General features: G+C 66.1%; 14 protein-coding genes. 2 read left to right on the forward strand and 12 right to left on the reverse strand.

Annotation, left to right across the window (positions count from 1 at the left end):
* Position 1: 1 nt before the first annotated feature.
* The 12 genes from mtrA to cofD form a co-directional block, all read right to left on the reverse strand.
* A complete protein-coding gene (mtrA, locus tag ACWEWT_RS32925; protein ID WP_033243239.1) occupies positions 2-679 on the reverse strand; it encodes an MtrAB system response regulator MtrA in 678 nt (225 codons plus the stop codon).
* Positions 680-758: 79 nt separating this feature from the next.
* Positions 759-1433, reverse strand: a complete 675-nt coding sequence (locus ACWEWT_RS32930) for a dTMP kinase (RefSeq protein ID WP_452564748.1) — start codon at positions 1431-1433, stop codon at positions 759-761.
* 233 nt (positions 1434-1666) lie between these two features.
* Positions 1667-1912: a hypothetical protein gene (locus tag ACWEWT_RS32935; protein WP_452564749.1), complete on the reverse strand. Its 246-nt coding sequence runs from the start codon at positions 1910-1912 to the stop codon at positions 1667-1669.
* Positions 1913-2076: 164 nt separating this feature from the next.
* Positions 2077-3558, reverse strand: a complete 1482-nt coding sequence (gene ahcY, locus ACWEWT_RS32940) for an adenosylhomocysteinase (protein ID WP_452564750.1) — start codon at positions 3556-3558, stop codon at positions 2077-2079.
* A 125-nt stretch (positions 3559-3683) separates the two neighbouring features.
* The gene (locus ACWEWT_RS32945) at positions 3684-4847 is read right to left on the reverse strand and encodes an alkane 1-monooxygenase (RefSeq protein WP_452564751.1); all 1164 of its coding nucleotides are present in this window, start codon (positions 4845-4847) and stop codon (positions 3684-3686) included.
* Positions 4848-5068: 221 nt separating this feature from the next.
* Positions 5069-5689, reverse strand: coding sequence for a TetR family transcriptional regulator (locus ACWEWT_RS32950; protein WP_452564752.1), 621 nt, complete (start codon positions 5687-5689; stop codon positions 5069-5071).
* 41 nt (positions 5690-5730) lie between these two features.
* Entirely contained in the window at positions 5731-5913 is a 183-nt protein-coding gene (locus ACWEWT_RS32955) for a rubredoxin (protein ID WP_452564753.1), read from the reverse strand.
* Positions 5914-5950: 37 nt separating this feature from the next.
* The gene (locus tag ACWEWT_RS32960; protein ID WP_452564754.1) at positions 5951-6124 is read right to left on the reverse strand and encodes a rubredoxin; all 174 of its coding nucleotides are present in this window, start codon (positions 6122-6124) and stop codon (positions 5951-5953) included.
* A complete protein-coding gene (locus ACWEWT_RS32965; protein WP_452564755.1) occupies positions 6121-7356 on the reverse strand; it encodes an alkane 1-monooxygenase in 1236 nt (411 codons plus the stop codon). The genes ACWEWT_RS32960 and ACWEWT_RS32965 overlap by 4 nt, the downstream gene beginning before the upstream one ends.
* Before the next feature lie 244 nt (positions 7357-7600).
* On the reverse strand, positions 7601-8119 hold the full coding sequence (locus ACWEWT_RS32970; RefSeq protein ID WP_452564756.1) for an NUDIX hydrolase: 519 nt from the start codon (positions 8117-8119) through the stop codon (positions 7601-7603).
* Complete coding sequence (locus tag ACWEWT_RS32975) at positions 8116-9486, reverse strand: coenzyme F420-0:L-glutamate ligase (RefSeq protein WP_452564757.1); 1371 nt, start codon at positions 9484-9486, stop codon at positions 8116-8118. The genes ACWEWT_RS32970 and ACWEWT_RS32975 overlap by 4 nt, the downstream gene beginning before the upstream one ends.
* A complete protein-coding gene (cofD, locus tag ACWEWT_RS32980; RefSeq protein WP_452564764.1) occupies positions 9483-10460 on the reverse strand; it encodes a 2-phospho-L-lactate transferase in 978 nt (325 codons plus the stop codon). The genes ACWEWT_RS32975 and cofD overlap by 4 nt, the downstream gene beginning before the upstream one ends.
* Positions 10461-10994: 534 nt before the next feature.
* Between cofD and ACWEWT_RS32985 the strand changes: the two genes are divergently transcribed.
* Together ACWEWT_RS32985 and ACWEWT_RS32990 are read left to right on the forward strand one after the other, a co-directional pair.
* A complete protein-coding gene (locus ACWEWT_RS32985) occupies positions 10995-11228 on the forward strand; it encodes a WhiB family transcriptional regulator (protein WP_030523343.1) in 234 nt (77 codons plus the stop codon).
* A 107-nt stretch (positions 11229-11335) separates the two neighbouring features.
* Complete coding sequence (locus ACWEWT_RS32990) at positions 11336-11815, forward strand: metallopeptidase family protein (RefSeq protein ID WP_168165638.1); 480 nt, start codon at positions 11336-11338, stop codon at positions 11813-11815.
* Positions 11816-12118 lie beyond the last annotated feature (303 nt).

Here is a 12118-nt window from a genome sequence, read left to right on the forward strand (position 1 = left end):
ATCACGGCGGACCGGCCTTGTACCCCACACCGCGTACGGTCAGAACGATCTCGGGATTCTCCGGATCCTTCTCGACCTTCGCTCGAAGTCGCTGCACATGGACGTTCACCAGGCGGGTATCCGCGGCGTGCCGGTAACCCCAGACCTGTTCCAGCAACACCTCACGGGTGAACACCTGGCGGGGTTTGCGGGCCAATGCCACCAGCAGGTCGAATTCCAGCGGCGTGAGCGAGATCTGCGCGCCTTCGCGGGTGACCTTGTGCGCCGGCACATCGATCACGATATCGGCGATGTTCAGCAGCTCGGCCGGTTCTTCCTCGGTGCGGCGCAGCCGGGCCCGTACCCGGGCCACCAGTTCCTTCGGCTTGAACGGCTTGACGATGTAGTCGTCGGCCCCGGATTCGAGGCCGAGCACCACATCGACGGTATCGGTCTTGGCGGTGAGCATCACGATCGGCACACCGGAGTCGGCGCGCAGCACGCGGCACACGTCGATACCGTTCATCCCGGGCAGCATGAGATCGAGGAGCACCAGATCGGGGCGGATCTCACGAACTGCCGACAGGGCCTGGGTGCCGTCGCCGACCACGTGCGGATCGAACCCCTCGCCCCGCAGGACGATGGTGAGCATCTCCGCGAGCGCCATATCGTCGTCGACGACCAGAATCTTCGGCTTCATAGTTACTATGTTGTCATCTCCCGCGCTCGTAACGGGCCGCCACGCCACACAGTGGCGCGTTCCCGCCGGATATCCAACACTAATTCGCGACCAATGCGGCGAGCCGCGTGGCCAATGAGTTCATTTCCTCGGCGAGCCGGCCGGAACCTTCTTCTTCGGTGGACCGGAAAACCCACCAGGTTCCATACCAATCACGCCGAGCAAGATCACGGTACACCTCGGCGGTACGTTTCTGTAATCCGCCGTCGCGTTCATAGGCGTCGAGCGCACGGGACTCGTCGAGTTCGCCTCGCCGACGCGCGCGTAGCGCGGCCACCTCCGTCGGTACGTCGAGGAGTACCTGCACCCGCGGCACCGGAAGCTCGAAGCGGCCGAATTCCAATTCACCGACCCAGCGCACTATTTCCGCGTCCGCGGACAGGCCGAGCCGCGCGGCGTTGTAGGCGGCATTGGAAGCCACATAGCGGTCCAGCAGAACCACATCATTACCGGCGAGTAGCTTTTCGAGTTCGTCGACCGCCCCCGCCCGGTCGAGAGCGAACAGGACCGCCATGGCATTCACCGATTCGGCCAGATCGCCGTGTTCGCCGCGCAGGGCTTCGGCGGCCAGGTCCGCGTGCACGGACCGGCCGTATCGCGGAAATGCCAGGGTGTCCACGCGGAGTCCACGCTGTTCGAGCGCCGCCGCCAGATGGCCGATCAGCGTCTGTTTACCCGCACCGTCGAGACCTTCGACGGCTATCAACACTCCCATATCCAGGGAGAATACCCCCGTCTTCCGCGGATCTTCGCGCCGGTCGCACCGACCGGACGGGACGAGGTTCGACGCGCACGCCGACCACTACTTCACGCCCGGTTCGTGCCGGACCGCAATCCACCGGAATCGGGTGCTCGGTAGCGACTCACCCGCTCATATGCCCCCGGAGCGGCACGAACAGCCGGAGTGACACCGTGCCGCCGCACCCGCGACGGCACGGCCAGCGCCACCTACGCGCAGGAGACCTGCCGTGTCCGGCCGTAGTCGTCCTCCAGCATGTAGGCCACCCCGTCGCCGGTCACGCCGACGACCTTCCACTTCTGGCCGTTCAGATCCACGACCGCGCCGTACTGGTACCCGTGGCCGCACACCGCTTCCTTGACATAGGGCTCGTCGGCATGCGCCGCCCCGGCCGATACCGCACAGCCGATTCCCACCGCGGCAACGGCGATACCCATGCGAAAGAGAGCTTTCACAACCCCACCCCTCATATCTGTTTCGAGCCCAATTATGAACGGACTCAACGCAATCCTAGCACGGGCGAGGGTCCGACCGGCTCGACTGCGGACACCGAACCCGGCGGGAACGGCGGAGGCCGCCGATGCCTCCCGGCGTCGGCGGCCTCCCGCGAAAGATTCGATCAGTACCGGTAGTGCTCCGGCTTGAACGGACCCTCCACATCGACGTTGATGTACTCGGCCTGATCCTTGGTGAGCTTGGTCAGCGTGCCGCCCAGCGCCTCCACATGGATCCGGGCGACCTTCTCGTCGAGCACCTTGGGCAGGCGGTAGACCTCGTTGTCGTATTCCTCCGGCTTGGTCCAGAGTTCGATCTGGGCGATCACCTGGTTGGAGAAGCTGTTGCTCATCACGAACGAGGGGTGGCCGGTGGCATTGCCGAGATTGAGCAGGCGCCCCTCCGACAGCACGATGATGGACTTACCGGATTCACCGAAGGTCCACAGATCGACCTGGGGTTTGATATTCAACCTCGTCGCGCCGGAGCGTTCCAGGCCCGCCATATCGATTTCGTTGTCGAAATGGCCGATATTGCCCAGAATGGCCTGGTCCTTCATCGCCTTCATATGTTCGAGGGTGATGATGTCCTTGTTGCCGGTGGAGGTGATGACGATATCGGCGTCGGCGATGGCCTGCTCCACGGTGACCACGTCGAAACCGTCCATCAACCCCTGCAGGGCGTTGATCGGGTCGATCTCGGTGACCTGGACACGGGCGCCCTGACCGGCCAGCGATTCCGCGCAACCCTTGCCGACATCGCCGTACCCGCAGATCAGCACCTTCTTACCGCCGATGAGGACATCGGTGCCGCGGTTGATGCCGTCGATCAGCGAATGCCGGGTGCCGTACTTGTTGTCGAACTTCGACTTGGTGACCGAATCGTTGACATTGATCGCCGGGAAGGTCAGTTCGCCCGCCGCGGCGAACTGGTAGAGCCGCAGGACGCCGGTGGTGGTCTCCTCGGTCACGCCCTTGACGCTCTCGGCGATCGCGCTCCACTTGCCCTTATCCGTTTCGAACCGCTCCCGCAGCAGGTTCAGGAAAACGGTGTACTCGGCGGAGTGCGCCTCGTCGGCGGGCGGAATGACACCCGCCTTCTCGAACTGGGCGCCGCGCAGGACCAGCATGGTGGCGTCACCGCCGTCGTCGAGGATCATATTGGCCGGTTCGTCCGGCCAGGTGAGCATCTGTTCGGCGGCCCACCAGTACTCCTCCAGCGTTTCGCCCTTCCAGGCGAAGACCGGGGTGCCCTGCGGCTCGTCGACCGTGCCGTGCGGGCCCACCACCACGGCCGCGGCCGCGTGATCCTGGGTGGAGAAGATATTGCAGGAGGCCCACCGCACCTGCGCGCCCAGCGCGGTGAGGGTTTCGATCAGCACAGCCGTCTGCACCGTCATGTGCAGCGAACCGGAGATACGCGCGCCCTTCAGCGGGGCGACATCGGCGTACTCGCGGCGCAGGGCCATCAGCCCCGGCATCTCGTGCTCGGCCAGCCGGATCTCCTTGCGGCCGAAATCGGCCAGCGCCAGATCCGCGACCTTGTATTCGACGCCGTTGCGGGTATCGGCGCTCAGCGAGGTTCGAGGCAGTTCGGAGGTCGTCATCAGCGTGGATCAGCCTTCTCTCGGTATCGGTCTCGACGGCAAGGCTAGTCGGTTACCCGGCACCGTGGTGCGGGCGTGCCGGTCGGCACGATAGCCGGTCGATAACGCCGCGGCAGGCCCGGTGATCAGGCCGCGACCGGCCCCTGTGTGGCCGCGAGCACCCGCTCCCGCTTCCGGGGCGCGAGGTTGGCCCGGGAGATATCACCGTCGTAGTGCGCGAGTACCCGCTTGTCCATGATCCGCCGCCACAGCGGTGGAATCACCGCGAGCACCACCATCGCCGCGTATCCGGCGGGCAGTTGCGGCGCCTCGTCCGAACTGCGCAGTGTCTGATAGCGCCGCCCCGGGTTGGCGTGGTGATCGCTGTGCCGCTGTAGATGGAACAGGAAGATATTGGTCACCAGACGGTCGCTGTTCCAGCTGTCACGCGGGGTGCAGCGGCGGTACCGGCCGTTGGGACGGCGTTCCCGCAGCAGCCCGTAGTGCTCGATGTAGTTCACCGTTTCCAGCAGACCCGCGCCGAGCACGGCCTGCACCAGGAGATACGGCAGGATCTGCCAGCCGAAGACGAGCATCAGCGCACCGAAGAGCACGGCGGTCATGGACCACGCCTGCAGGATGTGGTTGCGCACGCTCCACCAGCCGCTGCCGGAGCGCCGCAGCCGGTCCCGTTCGAGGGTTATCGCGGAGCGGAATCCACCGGCCACGCTACGCGGCAGGAATGTCCACAGGCTCTCGCCGAGCCGGGCGCTGGCGGGGTCCTCGGGGGTCGCGACCCGGACGTGGTGGCCGCGGTTGTGCTCGACGAAGAAATGGCCGTATCCCGACTGCGCAAGGGCTACCTTCGCCAGCCAGCGTTCCAGGTGTTCCACCCGGTGACCGAGTTCGTGCGCGGCATTGATACCGATTCCGGAGACCAGGCCCAGAGTGGTGGCGAGCCCGATCTTGTCGACGATGCTCAGCTCCGTACCGGCCCACAGGTAACCGGCGAGGGTGAGCCCGATCAGCTGAAAGGGCAGGAACAGATAAGTGCACCAGCGGTAGAAGCGGTCACCGGAGAGAGTTTCGTAATCCTCGTCGCGCGGATTGGTGCCGTCGTCGCCGACCAGCACGTCCAGCAGCGGAATGATCACCAGCACAACCATCGGCCCGAGCCACCAGAACACCTCGAGGCCGGTGTGCAGCACCAACTGTGAGGGCAACAGCGCGCAGGCCGGGGCGATCAATCCGAGAATCCAGAGATGGCGTTTGGGATCGGCCGAGCCGCCCGACTTACCGACCAATTGCACTTTTGCCCCGCTATTGAAAACCGAACCGACAGCGGCCTACATCGTTGCAGAACCGGCGTTACTGATGCGTCCTTGTTCGCCCCGAACGTGGGCACCGTTACACGGAAGTACCGTACCGGCGGTGCGCCGCGATGGCATCCCACCCATCGAGCACGCCGTCAGCTACCCGATCAGCTGCTCGAAGTCGCCCGGAACGGCCGATACCCGGCAGCCCCGCGAATTCATCGCAACTCACGCTCGGCGAGCACGGCGGCGACATAGGGGCTGAAGACCCGCCCGAGTTCGGCCGGGGCATCATGACCGGCCGGCGGCGGGGTGGGGATATAGCTGATCGCCAGCCGCACCAGCGCATGCGCGAAGGTGAGGGCCTGAGCCGGGGTCAGGGCGATCCAGCTGCGCTGCACCACCGCCGACAACCGCTCGGTGGCGTGGGCGATCAACGTACCGGCGTCGAGTGTGATGAGCCGGAGCAGGTCGAGTTTCACCTCGCCGAGCAGTAGTGACTGTACGAGCGGATCCTGCGCCGCATCGTGGAAGTAGCTCGCGAGGCCGTCGCGGATGGATGCCTGCGCATCGCCGATATTGGCGGCCAGCGCAGTTTCCACATGGTCCACCAGGTCATCGGCGAGCCGGATGGCGTACGCCTCGGCGAGGCCACCGCGGGAGCCGAATTCGTTGTACAGGGTCTGCCGGCTCACCCCGGCCCCGGCCGCCACATCGGTGAGCGTGATCTTCGACCAGTCACGCTGCAGCAGAAGGTCTCGCATCGCGTCGAGGATGGCTGTGCGCAGCAACTCACGCGCAGACCCCTGGTTCGCATTCCGGGATCCGGTGCTCGGCATATCAGCGACACTTGCACGAACGCACCACGTGAGTCAAAGTTTCAAGTTCGCTCGATTTCGATCATGGCGAAATCCGACTTGGCCGCGCCGCAATCCGGACATGTCCAATCGTCGGGGATATCGTCCCAGCGTGTCCCGGCCACGATCCCGTCGTCGGGCCACCCCAGGGCCTCGTCGTATTCGAATCCACACTGGGCGCATTGGTACAGCTTGTATTCGGTCATGGGCGTACCGGCCTTCCGGTCGATCGGACTCCCCGGCTCACGGCGGGGCGGACGACGGCTCGAAATCGATCTTCTCCCGGACCGCGCAGTCCGGGCAGCACCAGTCGTCGGGTACCGCCGACCAGGGCGTACCCGGCGGGAAACCCTCACGTGGGGCACCGGCGGCCTCGTCGTAGACGTAGTCGCACACCGGACAGCGGTACTCGCTCATTCGGCCACCTCCGCCGCCCCGGCGCCGTATCGCGCGAGTACCCGGCCGCGCACCGGAGGATGGATATTGACGCGGGCGATATCGCCGCTGTAGTGCGCGAGAACCCGTTTGTCCATCACGCGCCGCCACAGCGGTGGGATATAGGCGAGCACGATCATGCCCGCGTATCCCGCGGGAAGCGCCGGCGCCTGCTCCCAGGTGCGCAGCGACTGATACCGGCGGGTCGGAAACGCGTGATGGTCGCTGTGCCGCTGCAGGTGGTACATGAAGATATTGGTGACCAGATGATCACTGTTCCAGCTGTGCTCCGGGGTGGGGCGTTCATAGCGCCCGCCGGCCGTACGCTGCCGCGCCAGACCGTAGTGCTCCATATAGTTGACCGCCTCGAGGAAGCCGAAACCGACCACCGCCTGCAACAGCAGATAGGGCAGCAGTGCCGGCCCGAACGCCAGGACGAGCGCGCCGAACAGCACCACGGTCAGCAGCCACGCGGTCAGGACGTCGTTGCGCCGGTTCCACGGCCGGCATCCCAGCCGCTCCAACCGAGTGCGCTCCAGCGCCCAGGCCGAACGCAGACCACCCCAGACCGATCGTGGGAAGAACGCCCAGAAACTCTCCCCGAACCGGGCGCTGGCCGGATCCTCCGGCGTCGCGACCCGCACATGGTGACCACGGTTGTGCTCGATATAGAAATGGCCGTACGCGGTCTGCGCGAGCGCGATCCTGGACAACCGGCGTTCCAGCCCCACTTTCTTGTGGCCGAGTTCGTGGGCGGTGTTGATCCCGATCCCGCCGATAACCCCCAGGGTGACCGCCAGCCCGATCTTGTCGGCCGGGTTCAGCCCCGCGTCGGCCGTCGGCACCGGGGGGTGGTCCGCGGTGATCAGGTAGGAGGCCGTGACCAGGGTCGCGTACTGACACGGCAGGTAGAGGTAGGTGAGGTAGCGGTAGTACCTGTCGTTCTCCAGAGCCGCCAGAACCTCGTCGGGCGGGTTGGTCCCGTCCGATCCGACGAGCCGGTCGGCGATCGGGACGACGAGATACAGGACTATCGGGCCGAGCCAGAAAACGATGTGGACGAGACCGGGCCGGCCGACGGCGTCGAACGCCCAGACCAGCGGCAGCCCGATGGTGAACAGGCCGGTGGGCGCCAGCAGGCCCCACAGCCAGAGGTACCGTTTGGGATCACGCCACGCTTCGGGCGGAGTGGATTCGTCGGGCTCGGCAGACATTGCTGTCTCGCTTCTGGTAGGCAGACTGCGCTGCTGGTCTCAATTCCTCACGCCGGCGCACCGTGTACGTGCGCGACTCCCTCACTTCCGACGGTAAGCGCGGGGAGGCTCTGAAGCAGAGACGTTTATAAATTCGGTAGCGAACGGATTCGGGTTCACGCATACGTTATGTAAGCGTCGGCCCACGATCCGCCCGGGTCACCGGATCCGCTGCCCGGCCGTGAGCGGCCGAGCAGCGGCGAACTCAGCGGATCAGTACATCGGCGTCCGGCGGCAACGCGTCGACCGCCCACCAACGCAGGTCGGCGGATTCCGCACTGCGCACCGGGACCGCGTCCGGCGGCGCGGTGATACGGAACAGCAGATCCAGGTGCCGGGTCGGCGTACCCAGCGAACACGTGATCGGATGGGCCTGGGCACCGTAGAGTTCCGGTTCCAGCCGCAGTCCCGGGATACCGGATTCCTCGTTCGCCTCGCGCAGCGCGGCATCGGCCACGGTCTCGTCACCGGGTTCACAGTGCCCACCCAACTGGATCCAGCGGCCGACCCGTGGATGCAGGGTCAGCAGTACCTCCCGGCCGTCGTGCGAGAAAACCACCGCGGAGGCGGTGATATGGCCGGGTACGTGCTCACGCAGACAACCGCGGGGAGCCGAACCCAGAAAGGCGAGCATCGCCTCCCGCAGCGAGGCCTCGGGGCCGGTATCCGGTTTCCATACCGTCAGCAGTTCGGTGGCCGACGCGTGCAGCGATTCCGCGGTCACAGCTCGACCAGGCCGGTCTCGTGGTCGCGCGGCGCCCGCGGCGCGAGTTCCTCGGCCGGATGCCCGATCGCGACGGCCCCCAGCGGAATCCATTCGCCGTCCAGGCCGAGAACCTCCCGGGTCACCTCCGGGGCGAAGATCGTCGACCCGATCCAGCAGCTGCCCAGTCCCTCGGTCGCGAGCGCGACCAGCAGGCCCTGTACCGCGGCGCCCACCGCGACGGTGAACATGGTGCGTTCGGCGTCCCGGCGCCGTTCATCGGGATAGTCGTGGGCCCCGTCGGGGACGCAGAAGGGGATGATCACCTCCGGGGCGTCGAAGAGGAGGCGGCCGCGTTGCACCCGCCGCTCGATCCGGTCGGGCTCCAGGCCGTCCGCCGCCAGATCGGCCCGCCATTTCGCGGCCATCGCGTCGAGCAGCCGTTGCCGCCGGTCACGGTCACGTAACCAGACGAACCGCACCGGCCGGGTGTGGTGCGGAGCCGGCGCGGTGAGAGCGACCGAGACCGCTTTGCGTACCTGTCCGGGATCCACCGGATCCGGCGTGAAGGCCCGGACCGACCGGCGCATCAGAACCGCTTCACTCCGACCCAGCGCGATCGCCTCGGCGGTACCGAGCCAGAACAGATCATCGGTACCGGCGCGCACCAGATCGGCCGCCGTGGAACCGTTGTCGGCCGGGGCCAGCCCTCGCACGACCGCGATCGGCACCCCGCCCAGCTTCCCCTTGACCAGATCGGCGGCCGCGGCCAGTTCGTCCGCGATCGCCACCTGGGTGACCTGGAGTTCGTTGCCCTGCCCGTCGAGGGCTCCCGCGTAATCGTGCAGCACCGGCAATCCCGCCGAACCGATCGCCACATCCGTCTGGCCGTTGCGCCAGGCCCGGCCCATGGTGTCGGTGACCACCACCGCGATCTCCACACCGAGCCGGCCGCCCAGCGCCGACCGCAATCCCTTGGCACTCCCGTCGGGATCGGCCGGCAGCAATACCAGCTCGTCGTGTTCGACATTGGACCCGTCCACCCCGGACGCGGCCTGCACTATGCCGAGCCGGTTCTCGGTGATCAGGGTGCGACCGCGGCGGGCCACCACACGCACCGCCTCCTGCTCGACCAAGCGGCGCCGCGCGGTATCGCGTTCCTCCGGATCGGTGGGGGCCGCGACGATCCGGCCCTCGGCCTTGGCGACGATCTTGCTGGTGACCACCAGAATATCGCCGTCGGCCAGCCAGGGTGCCCGGGCGGCGATATGTTCGGCCAGATCGTCACCCGGCCGGAATTCCGGTAATCCGGTGATGGGCAGGATCTGCAATCGCGCCGCGCCGTGATCCGCGAACTTGTTCTCTACCACCGGGTCTGCGCTGCTCACGGTTTCACTCCTGCCAAATCGAGGGCCTCACGCACCATCTCGGCGGTGGTGGGCGGATCGGTCATCAAAAGGGGGACACTGCGCACCTGCACACCCGGCACCTCCGCGGTATCGGTGGTGTGGATCAGCCATCCGTCGAGAATCCCTGTGGCCGAACGTGCTCCGTAGTGTCGGCCGACCGCCTCGGCCGAAGTCTCCACGCCGATCACCGATAGGCACTCGTCGGCCATCCCGCGCAGCGGCTTCCCGTCGATCACCGGCGATACTCCGATCACCGGGGCCGTGGTGGTGCGCAAGGCGCCCCGTATTCCGGGCACCGCGAGGATCGATCCGACGCTCACAACCGGGTTCGAGGGAGCGAGTAATACAACATCCGCATCGGCTATGAGTTCAGTCACATTAGGGGCCGGTTTGGCGTCATCCGCCCCGATTGTGGCGAATCCGTGGGTTTCGACGTCGGCGCGGTAGCGAACCCACCACTCCTGGAAATGGATCGCGCGACGTTCGCCAGGACTCTCCGGGTCGCTGATAACAACATGCGTTTCACAGCGATCGTCGGTTGCCGGGAGCAGTTTCACACCCGGTTGCCACCGATTGCAGAGAGCCTCGGTAACCGCCGAGAGGGGATACCCGGCGCGCAACATTTCGGTACGAACCAGGTGGGTCGCGATATCCCGGTCCCCCAGTCCGAACCAGTCGGGCTGCGCATGATATTTCGCAAGCTCCTCCTTCGCGTGCCAGGTTTCACCCAACCGGCCCCAGCCGCGCTCCGGATCGATTCCGCCACCGAGCGTATACATGCAGGTATCGAGGTCGGGGCAGATTCGCAGCCCGTGCATCCAGACATCGTCGCCCACATTGACGATTGCGGAAACCTCCGCCTCGGGGAGCAGCTCCCGAACGCCCAGCAGGAACCGCGCGCCACCGACTCCGCCGACCAGGACGACGATACGGGGACCATTGGCGGGTGCGATGTCCGCTTGTTGTGAAGTCACATCTGTACACCCTATGCCGCACCGGAAATAGTGCGCGTTCCGCTATATTTGCCGCTCATTTGCTATTCGGGTCACAAGATCGACTCGGAATGCCGCGCGGGATAGTAACGGAATAGTGACGGTGGCTTGACCATCACTACTGGCGGCGTGTCTAATCACAGACATGTCATTCCGGGTCGCGCGGGAAGTGCAAGGCGCGGACGGAAACTCGAACAGATGTTCGAATTGGAATGACAGGCTCGGGGAAGTCCGCGAGACAACGTCGCGGAGTTTGGCCGTCGGTATGCGCGTTGATCGACGGAAATGAATTCATTCTGCGCTAACACACAGTGAGGAGGCGGAGCGATGGCCGATGATCTGGCCCCGACCGGCATTCCGGTGGGTGTATCGCGAACCGATTCCACAGCAGGCGCAGCACGAGGCGTCGCTGCTGACAACGGCTGGTCCGGCCCTGATCGGAGTGAGCGTGAATCGACTCCCCGGCTCAGCCTGATCGTGACCGGTTTCGACGAAATGTTCGGCTCCATCGAAGAACAGTGGCAGGAACGCGCGCTCTGCGCGGAGACAGACCCGGAGGCCTTCTTCCCGGAGAAGGGTGGCTCCACCCGCGAGGCCAAACGCATCTGCTTGGGATGCGAGGTCCGCGACGAATGCCTGGAATACGCGCTCGCGCACGATGAGCGCTTCGGAATCTGGGGCGGCCTGTCGGAGCGGGAGCGCCGGCGCCTCAAGCGCGGTATCGGCTGACAAGCGGCAACTCCGCATGCGGCCACACCGCTTGCGTCGGTGCGCCCCGGAGCATGTGGCCGGGGCGGGCCGTCGCAGTCGGCACTCACTGACTAACGTTGGCGGTCATGGCACGATCCCGTAACCGCAGACCCCCGACCGCCCGGTCGGTCAGCCGTCGCGGCCGCGGTGTCCGCGGCCCGATGTTGCCGCCGACGGTCCCCGCCTGGCGTACCCGGGGCCAGAAGTTCGACCGGCTGGTGCTGGAGGCGTTCGCGCCTCTGGACACCCGCTGGCACGACCGCCTCACCAAACTCGATATAGCGGTGGACGATGTGCCCAAAATTCGCCCGCTGCACCCGGATTCGGTCACCTGGCCGGACGAGGTGGTCGCCGACGGCCCGGTCCCGCTGTCGCGTCTCATCCCGGCCGGTGTCGACCGGCACGGCACCCCCATCCGCGCCCGCGTGGTGCTGTTCCGCAAACCCCTCGAACTCCGCGCCGGCGACCCGGACGATCTGGTGGAACTACTACGCGAGGTCCTGGTACAGCAGATCGCGACCTACCTCGGAGTCGACCCGGACGTGATCGACCCGGAACCGGAATAGTCGTCTCTGCACCGCCCTTCCCCGGTCCCGAACCCCACTACGACCCACCACTTCCACCTGTTCCGGATGGACTACCTCGGTCGACGTGGGCCCGCCCCGGCCTCGTCGAGCGCACTTCCACTCAACACTCTGGGGGGTGGTGGGGTTATTCCGCAGGCCGGCCGGATGGTGTGGTGGCGACGAGTCCGGATCATCTGCTCCGGATGGCCCACCTCACCGGGTGGGGCCCGCCCCGGTTCTGGAGCGACAGAGCGAAGGAGCGCAGCGACTGAGCGCCGGAGTGAAGAACCGGGGTTAATAGGG

The sequence above is a fragment of the Nocardia sp. NPDC003963 genome (assembly GCF_053605105.1).

Excerpts from the sequence above, each read along its gene's own strand:
- mtrA (WP_033243239.1), bottom strand. The coding sequence starts at position 679 with ATGAAGCCGAAGATTCTGGTCGTCGACGACGATATGGCGCTCGCGGAG.
- ACWEWT_RS32930 (WP_452564748.1), bottom strand. The coding sequence starts at position 1,433 with ATGGGAGTGTTGATAGCCGTCGAAGGTCTCGACGGTGCGGGTAAACAG.
- ACWEWT_RS32965 (WP_452564755.1), bottom strand. The coding sequence starts at position 7,356 with ATGTCTGCCGAGCCCGACGAATCCACTCCGCCCGAAGCGTGGCGTGAT.
- ACWEWT_RS32960 (WP_452564754.1), bottom strand. The coding sequence starts at position 6,124 with ATGAGCGAGTACCGCTGTCCGGTGTGCGACTACGTCTACGACGAGGCC.
- ACWEWT_RS32985 (WP_030523343.1), top strand. The coding sequence starts at position 10,995 with ATGTTCGGCTCCATCGAAGAACAGTGGCAGGAACGCGCGCTCTGCGCG.
- ACWEWT_RS32950 (WP_452564752.1), bottom strand. The coding sequence starts at position 5,689 with ATGCCGAGCACCGGATCCCGGAATGCGAACCAGGGGTCTGCGCGTGAG.
- ACWEWT_RS32990 (WP_168165638.1), top strand. The coding sequence starts at position 11,336 with ATGGCACGATCCCGTAACCGCAGACCCCCGACCGCCCGGTCGGTCAGC.
- ACWEWT_RS32955 (WP_452564753.1), bottom strand. The coding sequence starts at position 5,913 with ATGACCGAATACAAGCTGTACCAATGCGCCCAGTGTGGATTCGAATAC.
- ahcY (WP_452564750.1), bottom strand. The coding sequence starts at position 3,558 with ATGACGACCTCCGAACTGCCTCGAACCTCGCTGAGCGCCGATACCCGC.